13 protein-coding genes are annotated in these 15,723 nt (G+C 48.5%); all 13 read left to right on the forward strand.

The window, feature by feature from the left end; genetic code table 11:
- Positions 1–217: 217 nt before the first annotated feature.
- The 13 genes from NZ043_RS12845 to NZ043_RS12905 all read left to right on the forward strand — a co-directional run bounded on the left by NZ043_RS12845 (position 218) and on the right by NZ043_RS12905 (position 15,351).
- The gene (locus NZ043_RS12845; protein ID WP_339312742.1) at positions 218–1,222 is read left to right on the forward strand and encodes an amidase domain-containing protein; all 1,005 of its coding nucleotides are present in this window, start codon (positions 218–220) and stop codon (positions 1,220–1,222) included.
- A 137-nt stretch (positions 1,223–1,359) separates the two neighbouring features.
- A complete protein-coding gene (locus tag NZ043_RS12850; protein WP_339312072.1) occupies positions 1,360–2,460 on the forward strand; it encodes a D-alanine--D-alanine ligase in 1,101 nt (366 codons plus the stop codon).
- 30 nt (positions 2,461–2,490) lie between these two features.
- Entirely contained in the window at positions 2,491–2,814 is a 324-nt protein-coding gene (locus NZ043_RS12855) for a hypothetical protein (protein ID WP_036614107.1), read from the forward strand.
- Between the two features lie 155 nt (positions 2,815–2,969).
- Complete coding sequence (gene uvsE / locus NZ043_RS12860; RefSeq protein ID WP_289391096.1) at positions 2,970–3,971, forward strand: UV DNA damage repair endonuclease UvsE; 1,002 nt, start codon at positions 2,970–2,972, stop codon at positions 3,969–3,971.
- A gap of 98 nt (positions 3,972–4,069) precedes the next feature.
- Entirely contained in the window at positions 4,070–4,942 is an 873-nt protein-coding gene (locus NZ043_RS12865) for an inositol monophosphatase family protein (protein WP_339312074.1), read from the forward strand.
- A 137-nt stretch (positions 4,943–5,079) separates the two neighbouring features.
- Positions 5,080–5,370: a hypothetical protein gene (locus NZ043_RS12870; protein ID WP_339312076.1), complete on the forward strand. Its 291-nt coding sequence runs from the start codon at positions 5,080–5,082 to the stop codon at positions 5,368–5,370.
- 390 nt (positions 5,371–5,760) lie between these two features.
- The gene (locus tag NZ043_RS12875; RefSeq protein ID WP_339312078.1) at positions 5,761–7,083 is read left to right on the forward strand and encodes a stalk domain-containing protein; all 1,323 of its coding nucleotides are present in this window, start codon (positions 5,761–5,763) and stop codon (positions 7,081–7,083) included.
- A gap of 250 nt (positions 7,084–7,333) precedes the next feature.
- Positions 7,334–9,121 carry a histidine kinase gene (locus NZ043_RS12880; RefSeq protein ID WP_339312080.1) on the forward strand — a complete coding sequence of 596 codons (1,788 nt, stop codon included), beginning with the start codon at positions 7,334–7,336 and terminating at the stop codon, positions 9,119–9,121.
- Entirely contained in the window at positions 9,096–10,649 is a 1,554-nt protein-coding gene (locus tag NZ043_RS12885) for a response regulator (RefSeq protein WP_289391098.1), read from the forward strand. The genes NZ043_RS12880 and NZ043_RS12885 overlap by 26 nt, the downstream gene beginning before the upstream one ends.
- A gap of 220 nt (positions 10,650–10,869) precedes the next feature.
- Positions 10,870–12,153, forward strand: a complete 1,284-nt coding sequence (locus tag NZ043_RS12890; RefSeq protein WP_091039041.1) for a sugar ABC transporter substrate-binding protein — start codon at positions 10,870–10,872, stop codon at positions 12,151–12,153.
- 139 nt (positions 12,154–12,292) lie between these two features.
- The gene (locus NZ043_RS12895) at positions 12,293–13,195 is read left to right on the forward strand and encodes a sugar ABC transporter permease (protein ID WP_091039042.1); all 903 of its coding nucleotides are present in this window, start codon (positions 12,293–12,295) and stop codon (positions 13,193–13,195) included.
- A gap of 2 nt (positions 13,196–13,197) precedes the next feature.
- Positions 13,198–14,037, forward strand: coding sequence for a carbohydrate ABC transporter permease (locus NZ043_RS12900; protein WP_091039044.1), 840 nt, complete (start codon positions 13,198–13,200; stop codon positions 14,035–14,037).
- Positions 14,038–14,109: 72 nt separating this feature from the next.
- On the forward strand, positions 14,110–15,351 hold the full coding sequence (locus tag NZ043_RS12905) for a rhamnogalacturonan acetylesterase (protein WP_339312083.1): 1,242 nt from the start codon (positions 14,110–14,112) through the stop codon (positions 15,349–15,351).
- Positions 15,352–15,723: the final 372 nt, after the last annotated feature.

The raw sequence follows: 15,723 nt of genomic DNA on the forward strand, positions 1-15,723 counted from the left end.
ACGTAAAGGTCTTTTTGCCTGATCAAGCAAGCTTTTGAACCAATGAAGGCGTTTTCGTGAAGCGGGCAGGAATAAGATATATCATGTACCTGTATTTGCCGAATTTCGGACCTCCCTCTTGAGCCGTGTACATACAACCGAGGACCCTTTCATATGAATAGTAGGAGTTTATATACGCAATGAAATATTCCAGACAGAACTCATGCCAAAGGGGGACATAGGCTTGGAACGGGAATGGAAGAGTGCCTTATATACTTACGTGAACCAGTACAATCGCTGTGAGATCGACTACCGTCCACAGACCAGCGAACGGATCGTTACCGATCCTGACTTCGTGGTGGAACGGGGAGAGCGTATGGCAAGGCTGGACGGATGGTATCGTAAGCGGCGCGCCGTGCCTCTACGCAGCGAGACCAGCGCCAAGCTTGTGCGCACGCTTATGGATGGCCAGGAAGAAGCGGTGGTGGATGTACAATTGTACAGCAGACTGTTCTACGAGAAGAGCGGGATCACCCACCGGGAGGACCGGATTGAGCGGGAGCGGTTAACCTTTCTGCGGCAGAGTGGTGGATGGATCATTGGACGGGTCGAGCGAGAAGTGCCGGAGCGTCGCCCTGCTGGGGAAGGACGTCCGTTTCAACAAGCTGATTTTGTACAGGCGATGAATCGGCCGTTGCTGAATCGGGAAGTGTTGGGTCAAGGAAGAAGCTCACGGCAACAGTCATATCGCAGAGATCTGGCGGTTGCCTATGCAGATCGGTGGTGGAATGCGGGGAATCCGGCATTTGAGGAATTTGATGTGGATTGTACCAATTACGTGTCCCAATGTCTCTTTGCAGGGGGCGCACCCATCCACTATACTGGTAGAAGAGAAGCCGGCTGGTGGTATAAAGGGTATGTGAACGGCTCCGAAATGTGGAGTTACAGTTGGGCAGTTTCCAACAGTCTGGAGCGTTATTTGTCAGGCAGCAGCTGGGGTCTGACCGCGACAGAAGTGGAGCGTCCTGAGCAGCTGATGCTCGGCGATGTTATTCTCTACGATTGGGATGGAGATGGACGATTTCAGCACAGCACGGTTGTGACCGCGTTTGATGCGGGCGGTATGCCGCTTGTTAACGCACATACGGTTAGTAGCCGTCACCGATTTTGGGATTACCGGGATTCTTACGCTTGGACGGAGCGAACGGTATACCGGCTTTTTCATATTGCAGATGAGTTTTGATGACGAAAGATTTTCGGGATGCGGTGACGCAGACATTCAGTTCCGTGTAAAATAAGATCAGATAACGCAAGCAGAATAACAAGGGTGTTGAGCATGCAAACATGACAGCATCAGGCACAGATAATCGGAGGGTACACATGAGTATGGATAAATTAAAAGTAGGCGTCGTGTACGGCGGAAAATCAGGCGAGCATGAGGTGTCGCTGCAAACGGCGTTTGCTGTAACAAACGCATTTGATTATGAAAAGTATGAACTGGTTCCTTTTTATATCTCCAAGCAGGGGACGTGGAAAAAAGGACCTGTCATGCATGCGCCGTTCGCGCAGATTGAAGATCTGAAGCTGGAGCAATCGGCGTGTGGAACGCAGGATGCGCTGAACGCCCTGTTTGGCCGTTTGTATGGCGGAGCAGAAGCGCTGGACGTGATGTTCCCTCTGCTGCACGGTACGTTTGGAGAGGATGGCACCATTCAGGGCATGTTCGAGATGGCGGATATGCCATATGTAGGTGCAGGAGTACTGGCTTCGGCTGGCGGCATGGACAAAGTGGTCATGAAAAAGCTGTTTGCACAGGCTGGCATCGACCAATGTGCCTTTACGTATTTTAACGCTACACAATGGAAGCAGACAGAGCACGAAATGATCGTACAGGTCGAAGATCAGCTGGGGTATCCTTGTTTTATCAAACCGGCAAATCTGGGCTCCAGTGTAGGCATCTCCAAAGCGCGTAACCGCGATGAGCTGAAGACAGCTGTCGAGTTCGCACTTCGGTATGATACGAAGGTTGTCATTGAGGAGTTCGTTGAAGCACGCGAAGTTGAAGTCAGCGTCCTCGGCAATGACGAGCCAATGGCTTCCGTTCCAGGCGAGATCGTATCCTCCGGTGAGTATTATGACTATGCAGCCAAGTATATTGATGGTCAATCACAGATGCTGATTCCGGCACCACTGGATCCCGAAGCAGCAGATCGCATTCGCGAAGCCGCATTGCAGGCGTTCCGTGCGATTGAAGGTAACGGCATTTCCCGTGCGGACTTCTTCATTCGAAAAACGGACGGCGCATTACTTATTAATGAAGTCAACACCATGCCTGGGTTCACACCGTACAGCATGTATCCACTTTTGTGGCGTGAGACCGGTGTTTCGTATGCTGAGCTACTGGATCGCATGATTGAGCTGGCACTGGAGCGTTACAACCGCAAGCAGGCACTGAATTACGAGAACGGCGTACAGGCGTAGCCTGAGACGACAAGATCAGGAGGGGTATGCATGGGATTTCAGACTGAATTCAATTCCGTATGCAAGTTCAAGAATGAGCAGGAGCTGTTCGAATTGCTTGAATACGGACGCGGCAAAATGGTCAAACAGGGCTTCCGGGTATTTCCTACCGGCCAGAAAGTGATTGCATACACACCGGATAACGTGGCTGTAGCCATCGTCAAGATCGTGGTTTCCATTGCAGAGATCAACTTCCAGGGGCAAGAGGTAACTGAGGTGGAGATGCAACTCATCCGCAAGTTGACTGAGGAAGAATCACGCATTCAGACTGCCCTTGCGGATGAGATGTTCTTTGGGGAGCAAGCACAGGAGTAGTTGTTGACTGTAAGTGCGGGTCGGAAGGACGGATTTGCCAGAATACGATTATGGTCACTCTTTTAGGGTAAAACTTGGTTATATACAGTGACGGTACATCCTGACGGCTGAAGATGCCGTGCGGGTTCTCCGCCCTAATAGAGAGGAAGAGATTCATGCTCGTACGCTTTGGTTACGTGGCAATGTCCGTGCTTATAGAGAACGCCTCGCCTTCCCGGACCATGACCATGTCGAGTTTTAACAAAATCGATGACAGGGAAGCAGCGATCCGCAAGCTTGAACGGATTGCAGCCGAGAACCTGCACAATACATTACGTTTGCTCAGGCACAACAAGGGTAGCCATATTCATGTATATCGCTTCTCTTCCAAATTGATTCCACTGGCAACACACGAGGACCTGAATGACTGGGACCCGTTCCCGGCACTGAAGCAGGACTTTGCGGCCATTGGTGATTTTGTGAAGGAAAATCATATGCGTGTGTCCTTTCATCCGGATCATTTTACCGTACTTAGTACCCCCCGCGAGCAAGTTCTGCACAACTCGATTCGCGACCTTCGTCATCATGTTCGGATGCTGGATGCCATGGGACTGAATGCCACTGCCAAGAACAATATACATATTGGTGGTGCATACGGGGACAAGCCTTCGGCGGCGCTTCGTTTTGAAGAAAACTTTTTGAAGCTGGATCGGGACATTCAGGAGCGGCTCACACTCGAAAATGATGACAAAACGTTCAATGCGCCTGAGACACTAGCCGTGTGCCAGCGCTTGGGATTGCCCATGGTGCTGGATATTCATCACCAGTGGGTGAACAACGAAGGAGAACAGCCATGGGATCTGTGGCCTGATATCCTGAAAACCTGGGATTCACCGCTCGCGCAGGCAGATTCACCGGCTGATCAGCCATTGCCACCCAAAATCCATGTCTCCAGTCCAAAGAGTGAGAAGGATCTGCGAGGTCATGCCGATGGTGTGGAGGTAGAGCCTGTGCTCGACTTCTTGCGTCACATCGCGGCAGACACCCCGAGGCTTGACGTGATGATTGAAGCCAAACGCAAAGATGAGGCACTTGTGCAACTGATGCAGAAGCTAGCATTCTATCACGAAGAAGGTGTGGAATGGGTGGACGAGTCTACCGTCATCATTCATCCGTAGTGCCAAAAGGGGCCTGGGCAACGAGAAACTTTACGACCTGTGGGGCGTATACTTTTAACAAGTATTTCAACTTTTCGTAGATTGATATAGAAAGTAGAGTGAACGCTTTGAATGAGAAGGAAAAGATACCTTATGTCGTGACAAGCAAAAGCTATACTGCCGTTGCCATTAATGCCGCTTCCAAAGCTGGCGAATGGATCAAAAGCCGTCTTGGGACGGTAACCGAACCTGGAACGAAATATTCACCCCAGGATCTGGTGACCGAAGTGGATAAAGGAGCGGAGCAGATGATCCGCCGCCTGATTCTCACGCATTTTCCCCACCATGCCATTCTGGGTGAAGAAGGCGTCGAACCGGGACCGGAAGCTTCGGCAAAAGCACTGAAAGAGGCCGAGGAAGAAGAGTTCTTGTGGATTGTTGATCCTGTGGATGGAACGACGAACTTTGTACACGGATTCCCGTTTTATTCGGTGTCCATTGCATTGGCTCACAATGGTGAAGTCATTGTCGGCGTGATCTACGACCCTTCCCGTGATGAAATGTTTGTTGCGGAAAAGGGGAAAGGGGCTTACGTTCACGGAAACCGGATGCTTGTATCTGGTGAACAGGAATTGGCTCAAAGCCTGATTGCGGTTGGATTCCCGGCAGACACAACGTTTGCGTTGCCACTGAATATGGCAGCTGTGCAGGCTCTTGCTCCGCAAGTTCGTAACTTGCGTGCAGGCGGATCTGCCGCCCTTCATCTGGCGTATGTTGCAGCAGGACGTCTCAGCGCCTACACCGAAGTTGGATTGAAACCGTGGGATATTGCCGCAGGTGCGCTGCTGGTTGAAGAATCAGGCGGCAAGGTGACGGATACCATCGGAACACCTTATCAACTGTCTGTGAATCATGTCGTTGCCAGCAATGGCAAAATCCATGATGCACTGACGGATGTGCTGAAGGAAGCGAAAGCTACTGGTCTGGAGTGAGTCTATTCAACTTATCGATGCTTTAATTACTTTTAATTGTACATTAACGGAGGGGATAGAAAGCATCAGAAGAAACGAAGTGGACGTCCAATAGTATGGTTAACGCATGTATGACTTTAATTAAAGGAGCGAAAACAATGGATGAATCCAAAGAACTGGAACGACGGCTCAGTGATATGCTGACGGAAGGGGACATGGAAGAGTCCGGCGACACCGATCAGCGTGAACGCCAGCTGATTCCTCCCAAGTATGAAGTGCGAATCCAGACGGAACGTGATCCAATTGTCGAGGAAACGTTAAAGTACCGGAAGATGGCACGCGAATTGGATGATCGTTATGATCGATATCTGGAGCGAGCTACCGGGAATAAACCGGAGAGCGACACGGGTGATTCGAATGCTGAGGACTCGAATAAGCCGCAATCTTAACTATTCACTGAACGTTATAGCTGTGCTTCACCAATAACAGACTCCCCATCAGGGAGTCTGTTATTTCATGCGCGCTTCCAGCAGAGAGGACAGCGACTACTTTAAAATGATAGAATAGAGTAACACGACTCAATGTCATTGGAATGACCAATGTACTATACATTAGTGAGGTAGTTCAAAAAGTCCGCTTTTGATTACCAAGGATGCCTAATAGGCATCATCAGCATCGAATATGGAATTCAGCCGAAATGTCCGTTGCTCACGTAGTTTTCCCTACGCTCCGCTACTCCATTTCTAGCTTCATCCCATCTTCTCGGTACTGAAAACCGTCCTTTTTGAACACGTACATTAAGTGTAATTATAGATTCACGAAAAGGAGTGTTACCCCGAATGAAGCGTAAACGTATATGGGAAAATACTGCTGCCGGTTTAACGGTAAGCATGTTGGCAGGAATGCTGCTCTTCACATCTTCTGCACTGCCTGCACATGCTGCTGACACCAAGACCGCTGTATTGCCTGTCGGTACCAACGAGGCTTCGCTGACTGCGAAGAAAGATGCAGTAGCCGTAACCAAGGAGTTCCGCATCGTCACATTGGGAGATTCCATAACGGTAGGTTATGAGCCCAACACAAAAGAATTGCCTTATGGTTATGTAGAACGTTTGCATGAGCAGGGGTTGCTGCATGGACGCACACAGGTGGACAACTACGGGATTGCCGGATTGAAAACCAGTGGCTTGAAAAACTTCACAACTGCAATTAAGGATGGCAAAACGCTGACTTCTGAAGCCATTCAACCAAGTCTTCCTGATCCAAGAGCGGGACAGATCGGAGCCAATACTGCTGCAATCCGTGAGAGTGTAGCACAGGCCAATCTGGTTGCAATTACCATTGGGGGAAATGATGTATCTGAGCTTCTCGGTACAGCAGACAAACTGAGTGATCAGGAACTGCAAGCCAAGGTAAAAGAATTACTCGCAACATACACAGCTAATGTTAGTGCAACGATTAATGATATCCATGAAATTAATCCGACAGCTACAATTGTCATCGCCGACCAGTATCAACCGATGCCAGAAGTAGCAGGCAAGGCACTGTATGCCAAACTGATGGAGGCATCCCAAGGTTTCACACAGACCATTGATGGCATTGCAGCACAATTCACTGCTCAGGGTACCGATGTCAAAGTCGCACACGTGGCCAAGGAGTTTGTTGGTGGTGAAGGCACGATGACACATATGATCAAAGATCGTGATTTCCACCCGAACCAATTTGGATATGCGGCCATTGCCGAAGTATTTGCCAAAACGATCTGGGGAGATTACACCAAGTTGACTGCACCTGCCACAGGTGAACCAATGAATATTATCGTGAGTGGCAAAACATTAAATACACCGTACAAACCGATTATCCGTAACGGCAAAAACTTTGTGGCGATTCAAGACATCGTGAATGCGGTCGGTGCTACTACGGTATGGGATAACAAAACTTCAACTGCAACCATTACATATGGAGAGCGGAAGGTTGCTGTGAAGATTGGTGCCAATGCTGTGAAGGTCAATGGAGCATCGGTTACCGTGGATACACCTGCATTCCTGAATAAGGTAGGCAAAGAGTCCAAAACATATGTACCCCTTGCCATGGTAGCTGAAGGTCTTGGCTTTGATGTGCAATATGTAGCGAAGCTGAAAACGGTTTTTGTTAATCCGTAAATTGCATCTCATGCTTTAGCATGGTGTTATTCAACAGCCAGAATGCCTTGATCTGTTCAAGGTATTCTGGCTGTTTTGTGTGCTTTTTGAGTTACTGACACAGATGTATACCTTCTCTGATGACTTAAAATGTTGCATAAATATATCTTGTCAGATGACCAATGGATGTGTAAATATGAAAATAACTTACAATAAAACCACTAACCTATAGCATGACAGGCACCCCTCGCAAGCCAAAGGAGCGCTTAGGATGAACAAAATTAAGAACGCTTTCACAACACTGCCGATTCATCACAAAACGATTCTTCTCATCGGACTTTTGATGTTAATCAGCTTTACGTTTTATGCGTCCGTACTCCGATATGTGTTCAGTATCTATGACCGTCAGATCTATGAGAAATCCTCGCAGGTCCTCAATATGTCTTCGGTAGGTATTGAAAATCAACTTCGTGAAATTTCCAATCTCTCCTTCAAGGTGATGTCGGACGAGCCGCTACAGCAATATCTGCTCCAACTGAAAAAGGTAGAAACGGGTTATGAGAAAAATGGATTACGCAAAAAAATTACCAACAGGTTAGTCGCTTATGCCGGTTCCGAAAAATACGTCTATTCCATGCTATTTATCGATAATGATAATAACGTTATGGCCGCAGGCAATCGGGAGGGAATTTCGGAGTCGAAGCAAAAGGAACTGGTTGCACTGGGACAGCAATATTCCGGCTCCAATGCCTGGCATACCAGTGGGGATAAACAGTCCCGACTCTTGTCGGTCCGACAGGTGAAATCCTTTATTGGCGGAGCATTTACATTGGAGGACCTCGGCACACTGATCATCCGGGTACGGCTGGACCGAATTGTACAGGATCAGATGCAAGAACCGGCTGAGGACTCCCAATTACTCATTACCGATGGAAAAGAAGTGATCTATCCAACAGAATCGTCGGTCAGTGAAGCCGAGATTGAGTCTGAGCTGAAGCGCACCCAGCCCTATGGAATTACCATGTTGGAGCAGGGGAGGCACTTTGTAGCTCGTGCTCATTCTTCCTATACGGATTGGACCTATTTGTACACAACCCCGTTTGACCAGATGTTTAAAAAGATCCAGTTTGTCAAACAGTTGGTCACGGTGATCTTCATTATGATTTTTCTGGCGGCGCTTATTATTGGAGCGAGATTCTCTCGCAGTATTACCCATCCGATTGCGCAGTTGATCAAAAAGATGCGTAATATCGAAAAAGGCGATCTGGATAAACTGGAGGAGGCTGCCCTCGGCAATATTCCGATATCTCCACAGAACGAGGTTGGGCTGCTACATCGCACATTCAAGATGATGCTTCAAAGAATACGTGAATTGATTGATGAGAATTATGCCAAGCAACTGGTGATTCGTGAGACTGAGTTGAAAGCGCTTCAGGCGCAGATTAATCCACATTTTCTATACAACACGCTGGAATCCATTAACTGGCTGGCTAAAGTACAGAAGCAACGACAGATCTCGGAAATGGTTGAGGCTCTCGGATTTCTGCTGCGTAGCTCTGTGAATATGTCCGAGAAGTGGATCACGCTGGAAAGAGAGCTGGACATTGTCCGCAGTTACGTGACGATTCAGCGCACGCGTTTTGAGGAAAGACTGGATTTCGACATGGAAATTGCACCGGAGGTAGGAACGGCGCGGATACCGAAGTTAACATTACAGCCTTTGGTGGAGAACGCCATACATTATGCACTCGAACCAAGCATTGACCCTTGCCGGATTCGTATTCGGGCGAGAGCAGATGGAGATAAGGTGATTATTGAAGTCGAGGACGACGGTCCGGGGATGACACCGGAATTCCTGGAAGAACTACACGAAGGACGTATTCAGACAAGAGGACAGGGCATTGGGTTATCTAACATCCAGGAACGAATCAGACTGACCTTCGGCGATGAAGGTGGAATGGTGATGAGCAGCAAGCCCGGATCAGGAACTGTAGTATCGATCAGCATACCTTGGATCAGAGAGGACGATGACGATGTACAAAGTGATGCTCGTAGATGATGAACGTGTCATTCTGGAGGGGATTTCCCAAGTGGTCGATTGGGCCGCGGCAGGTACGGAATTAGTGGGTACGGCGAGGAACGGGATCGAAGCATTGGACAAAATTGGGCAGTCGAGACCCGATATTATCATTACGGATATTTCCATGCCAGGTCTGGATGGTCTCGGACTCATAGAGAAGGCATCTGAAGCATACCCGGGAGTACGTTTCATTATGTTATCCGGCTACAAGGAGTTCGAATATGCTCGCAGAGCGATGCAATATGGCGTGAAGCATTATTTGCTCAAACCCTGCAACGAGAATCAGATCCATGATGCGTTAACTGAACTGTTGCAGGAACATCAGGATGCTCAGGTGAGGGAGCATGTTGCCGGTGAGATGAAACAGCGATTGCAGCGTGTCCTTCCACATGTGAAGGAGCAATTTCTGCTGGAGTTCATGACCAACCGCACCTATGGGCCGGTTGATCTGGAGTATTATCAGGAGCTGTTTGATCTGGAGCTTGAAGAGAACGCAGTTCGGTTACTGCTGTTCCGAATTGTAGATGAACATGATTACAGTCACTTATTTGCGATCAAAAACATAGCCAGTGACCTGCTCCCGCATGTCCTGTTAAGCACAACCATTGAAGGCAAACTCCTCATCCTGCTTGCGGATTCAGCCGATTCGGCCGGACTGAAAGAAAGTATTGAAGAGGTTCGTGCTGCATTCACCAGACTATATAAATTGGAAGTGACCGCTGCGCTGAGTGAAGCAGATCGAATGATTCAGTCCCGGCGGTTGTTTCGTGAGGCGTTGCAGTATCTGAACCATCGTTTTTTCATCGGTGAAGGCAAGCTGATTACGAAGAATGATCTGGTACTGGCCGGAGAATGCGACGGATTGCATGTAGAACAGGATGCCGAGCAACTGTGTCAGTTGATCAAATCGGGCAATACCGAAGAAACAGCGGTAGAGGTGGATCGTCTGTTTGATCTATTATCACGCCAGCAGCTGGAAATTGAAGTGACTCGCTCTTACGTAGTGCAGCTGTACTCGGCGATGGTCCATGTCTGTCCGCCTGAGGAGGCAACGGAATTCACCCAGCGTATGGCAGAACTGCCGCATATCGATACGTTATCTGGTTTGAAGTCTTTTGTTGCAAGCAGTGCCGCCCGATTAACTTCCGGTTATTACAAAAACCATATCAGTCGACAGTCTTCTGCCGTGGAGAAGATGATGGATATCGTGGATCGTCATTATGGAGAGGCAGATCTCTCGCTCAATGGAGTCGCCCATCAGATGTTGTATATGAACCCGGATTATCTGGGCAAGATTTTCAAAAAAGTCACAGGCGAGAATTTCTCCAACTACGTAAATCGTCTGCGCATTGAACGCGCATGTGACCATATTCGCAGAGGCGGGGATGTGAAAGTGTTCGAGCTTGCTGAATTGTTCGGATTCGGCGGGAATTCACAATATTTCAGTCAGGTGTTCAAAAAGTGGACCGGTATGACACCTACGGAATTCCGCAGGATCGGCATATAACAATGGACTATCAATCGTGTAATTCATGTCTGGGGAGGACGAACAGCGCCGAGAGGAGGCTGTTGTCCTCCTCTGTTTTTTGAACCAACAAGACGGTTTTGTGTATTCAACTCTGGTCGTACATTTGCGAAAATGACATTAACAAGTTTGTGAAAGCGTTATCAGAAATAAAAAGATAACTCGTTCACACAACCATATCAACATAAAAGGGGAGATTGGCATGGTGAAAAAGGCAATATTCCTGATGATGGCTGCATTGCTCGTTTTTACAGCGGCGTGTAGTTCAGGTGGAGGTAGCGAACAGGGATCATCGGATGGATCGGTTACCCTGCGGATCGCTTGGTGGGGTTCGGATGCACGGCATGAATATACACAGAAGGTCATCGACCTGTACAAATCGAAAAACCCGAATGTCAAAATCGACGTGGAATATGCTTCATTTGATGACTACTGGAAAAAGCTCGCGCCACAAGCAGCTGCAAATCAGTTGCCTGACATCGTTCAGATGGATATTTCCTACATCAGCCAATATGCACAGAATGGTCAGCTTGAGGATCTAGCGCCTTATCTGGGCAATCAGATCAAAGTGGACGATGTGTCCGAGAACGTTATTAGCACAGGTGTAATTAACGGTAAACAATACGGTGTACCTGCCGGTGTTAACGTTCTGGGCTTCCAATATGACCCTGCTTTGCTTAAAAAAGCGGGAGCGGAAGCTATGCCTGAAAATATGACATGGGAATCATACGAAGCACTGGGTAAACAAGCCGCAGAGAAAGGCCTGTATTTGGATGGAGGGGTAGCTCCGGATATCTTCTTCCATTACTTCCTGCGTACCAAAGGACATTCGCTTTACAATGCAGAAGGAACTGGCCTTGGTTATGATGATGACCAATTGTTTGTGGAGTTCTTCGGACTTATGCGCCGCATGATCGAGCAAGGTGCAGCACCTACGCCGGATGTAGCCAACCAAACCAAAGGCATTATTGAGGAATCAGATCTCGTGAAGGAAAAAGGAATCGGCGTATGGCAATGGTCCAACCAGTTCGTAGCCTTGCAACAGGTAGCGAACCGTCCACTCGAAATCGCTCCAATGCCAGGACCGGATATGGAAAAAGGGCTATATATGCAACCAAGTATGTATTGGGGTGTAACGTCCAACTCCAAAGTGAAGGAAGAAGCGGCTAAATTCATTGATTTCTGGGTGAATGACGTGGAAGCCAACAAACTGATCAAAGGTGAGCGTGGTGTGCCAATCTCAGGAGCAATCAAAGAAGCTATCGCACCTGAGCTGAGTGACGCAACGAAACAAGTCTTTGAATTCGTAGCAGCCATGGAGCCAAAAGCTTCACCGATGAGTTCTCCGCCACCGGTTGGTTCACCTGAAGTAATCTCTGCTCTGGCAGATGTGGTTGAAGAGTTGAACTTTGGCAAAATTACACCTGAACAGGCAGCAGAAACATTCCGCAAGAACGCCGAATCTGTACTTGCGAACAATAAATAACAGTTGAATGATGGCTTGCTCGTCCCACTTCAGGGATGGTCGGGAATGCGGCTACTCGCAAATGCGAGGGCCTTTCCCCGTCCAGATGACCGAAGCCAGGATGAGGGAGCAAGCTGATCCATGAAGGAGGTTCGTTCCATTGAGGCAGTATTCGTCGTTACGTAGAAACTTAACTGGATATGCGTTCATAAGCCCGTTTATTATTGGATTCCTGGGCTTCACACTCATCCCCATGTTTGTGTCCTTATATATGTCGTTCACGAGTTATAACTTGTTCACTTCTCCGCGGTGGATTGGGCTTGATAACTACACCAAAATGTTTTTTGATGACCCGAAATATTGGAACTCGGTCAAAGTGACGTTTCTGTATGTATTCATTGGGGTACCGTTAAGGTTGATCTTTGCCCTCTTCGTAGCGATGGTCCTAAACACTGGCTCTCGTATGATTGGAACGTACCGGACGCTGTATTACCTGCCATCCATTATCGGTGGTAGTGTGGCCGTATCCATTATGTGGCGTAACCTCTTCAGTAATGAGGGTGTTATCAACAGTGCTCTAACGGCAATTGGGATCGGGCCTATAAGCTGGTTTGGTGACCCAAATGCGTCTCTGGTTATGCTCATCTCACTGTCTGTGTGGCAGTTTGGTTCGTCCATGCTGATCTTCCTGGCTGGTCTCAAAAATATCCCTACTGAGATGTACGAGGCAGCAGGTGTGGATGGGGCGAATCCTATACGGAAATTTTTCAGCATCACCTTGCCACTGCTTAGCCCGATCGTCCTGTTCAATATGATTATGCAGACGATTGGAGCATTCATGACGTTTGTACCTGCCTATATTATCTCCAAAGGCGAAGGTGGTCCAATGGACGGTACGATGTTGTATTCCCTGTATCTGTTCCGTCAGGCGTTTATGTTTAACAACATGGGTTATGCTTCGGCAATGGCTTGGGTCATGCTCATCATGATTGGTATACTCACGGTAGCTGTCTTCCTGACATCCAAGTATTGGGTGTTCTACGAATCTGAAGGAGGGAAGTAACGATGGTTTGGAGAAATGTAAAATGGCCCGTTTATCACCTGTTCGTTGCAGCTCTTGCCCTCCTGATGCTCTATCCCGTCCTATGGATGCTATTCAGTTCATTCAAGGAAAGCCGTACGATATTCGTCACTGCGGATACCCTGTTTCCTGCGGAGTGGATCTGGAGCAACTATGTGGATGGCTGGAAAGGCACAGCTGGAAGACCGTTTATGGATTACATCACCAACTCACTTGTAATCGTGGTTATTTCCACGATCGGTGCCGTAATATCGTCATCGCTGATCGCTTTTGGTTTTGCCAGACTGAATTTCAAGGGACGCACGTTCTGGTTCTCCTTGATGATGTTAACACTGATGTTGCCACATGACGTGGTATTGGTTCCTCAGTACATCATTTTCACGAAGCTCGGCTGGCTGAATACTATCTTGCCAATCGTTGTACCTACATTCTTCGGAATGCCATTCTTCATCTTCCTGATGGTACAGTTCATTCGAACGATTCCGAAGGAACTGGATGAGGCTGCAACCATCGATGGATGTAACAAGTTTAGATTGTATATCCAGATTATTATGCCGCTGATCAAGTCTTCTCTGGCGACTGCAGCCATCTTCTCCTTCTACTGGAGATGGGAGGATCTGCTCGGTCCGGTATTGTACCTGAACTCGCCTGATAAATACACCGTGTCGATGGCACTGAAAATGTTCCTCGATAGTGAATCTGCTTCCAACTGGGGCGCAATGTTTGCCATGTCCATCGTCAGTCTGGTTCCGGTTGTAGCTGTGTTCTTCATCTTCCAGAAACAAATTGTTCAAGGGATGAGCACCAGCGGATTGAAAGGATAAGCCAGATTACTGTATCTTCGTATCTTCGCCCGAATGAACGTTTACGAAAGTTAACCAAGGAGGTTATCGCTTTTGAATAAAGCTCAGGGTAGTCAGGCCGTTGCCATGGAGGCAGCGGCAGAGGGCCAGGCAGTGTCCGTGACCAGCTGGAAGTTTAACTTTGGACCGGACTCGGGAAGAGTAGATGAGACAGGGGATTATCTGAAAGTAACTGCAACAACCGCATATGAGGAACGCGGAGGATACGGATTCGAGGCAGGATCTCTGGTGTATGAGAAACAACGCATTCGTGATGACGATGTGTCGGATCCCACGAAACAACATCATATCAATCCGGGGCAGACAACCATGTCTGCCCGATTGCGTTCAGGCTTCTGTATTCCGCTCAAAGCATCGTTCATCGTGGATGTTCCCGACGGAACCTACCAAGTATTACTCGTTGCAGGTGATGAATTGGCTGAGACAGTGACCCGCGTGAAAGCTGGTGAGGGTAGACTTGTACTGCCAACCATTCGCACACTTCCCGGACAATACGCAGAGGTTAGATTCTCTGTTGTTGTTCGCGGCGGCAGACTTCGTCTGTCATTCTCCGGTCCTGCACCAAGAATTAATGCTTTGGAGATTACTCTTGCGAATCAGACCATGACTGTATTTCTTGCTGGGGATTCTACCGTAACGGATCAGCCGGAAAGTGGATATCCGTATTGTGGTTGGGGTCAATTATTTCCAGCACAGTTCAAACATGATGTGGCAGTGGATAATCACGCCAAGTCAGGCCGAAGTTCCCGCAGTTTTATTAATGAAGGCAGACTCAGCTCCATTCTGGAGCGAATCAAGCCTGAAGATTTTCTGTTTATTCAATTTGGACATAACGATGAGAAGCCGGACCCTGAACGAGGGACGGACCCATTCACAACATATAAGGAATATTTGAAAAAGTATATCGACGTTGCACGCGAAGCCAAGGCTCGTCCGGTGCTCATCACCCCGGTGCATCGTCGCTATTTTGCGGAAGATGGCACATTGACCGATACACATGGCGATTATATCATCGCCGTGCGTGAGTTGGCGGAAGAGGAAGATGTTCCGCTGATCGATCTGGCTGAGCGCAGCCGTCTTCTGTTTGAGCAGGCAGGCGTAGAAGGCACCAAGGACGACTTTATGTGGGTGCTGCCAGGCGAGTATGTGAACTTCCCCTCAGGCGTGGAGGATAACACGCATTTTCAGGAACGCGGCGCCCGCCGCCTTGCCCAGCAGGTGGCAGAAGCCATCCGCGAGTTGCAATTGCAGCCGCTGCAGATGTATCTGCGGTAGGTTCATGCCCTTAATAATTAAGCGAGTTAATTAAATAACGAGCCAGCAAAAGTTGCCCAGCGAAAGAGCGAAGGCAATAATCTTTTAAAAAACAGGCGAGCGTAGCAGCGGAGGAGGGCGGAATCGGGTAGAGGGAGCGAAGCGTCCGCCTTTGGAGCGGGATTTCCCCTGCTGAGGGGGAATGAATAGAAATCCCGAGCCAACAGCGGCCTGTAGCCCGATCCGCCCGCCAAAGCGGCTGCCCCGCGAGCTATTCAGGGTTTAAAAGCTGTAGCGAGTTAAACAAAGTAACGAGCCAGCAAAAGTTGCCCAGCGAAAGAGCGAAGGCAATAATCTTTTAAAAAACAGGCGAGCGTAGCAGCGGAGGAGGGC

Source organism: Paenibacillus sp. FSL k6-2145 (assembly GCF_037976585.1).
In the GTDB taxonomy this organism is placed as follows: domain Bacteria; phylum Bacillota; class Bacilli; order Paenibacillales; family Paenibacillaceae; genus Paenibacillus.

Bases quoted from the DNA above. Each gene is read 5' to 3' on its own strand.
- NZ043_RS12850 (WP_339312072.1), top strand. From the start codon at position 1,360: ATGAGTATGGATAAATTAAAAGTAGGCGTCGTGTACGGCGGAAAATCA.
- NZ043_RS12855 (WP_036614107.1), top strand. From the start codon at position 2,491: ATGGGATTTCAGACTGAATTCAATTCCGTATGCAAGTTCAAGAATGAG.
- uvsE (WP_289391096.1), top strand. From the start codon at position 2,970: ATGCTCGTACGCTTTGGTTACGTGGCAATGTCCGTGCTTATAGAGAAC.
- NZ043_RS12870 (WP_339312076.1), top strand. From the start codon at position 5,080: ATGGATGAATCCAAAGAACTGGAACGACGGCTCAGTGATATGCTGACG.
- NZ043_RS12875 (WP_339312078.1), top strand. From the start codon at position 5,761: ATGAAGCGTAAACGTATATGGGAAAATACTGCTGCCGGTTTAACGGTA.
- NZ043_RS12880 (WP_339312080.1), top strand. From the start codon at position 7,334: ATGAACAAAATTAAGAACGCTTTCACAACACTGCCGATTCATCACAAA.
- NZ043_RS12885 (WP_289391098.1), top strand. From the start codon at position 9,096: ATGTACAAAGTGATGCTCGTAGATGATGAACGTGTCATTCTGGAGGGG.
- NZ043_RS12890 (WP_091039041.1), top strand. From the start codon at position 10,870: ATGGTGAAAAAGGCAATATTCCTGATGATGGCTGCATTGCTCGTTTTT.
- NZ043_RS12900 (WP_091039044.1), top strand. From the start codon at position 13,198: ATGGTTTGGAGAAATGTAAAATGGCCCGTTTATCACCTGTTCGTTGCA.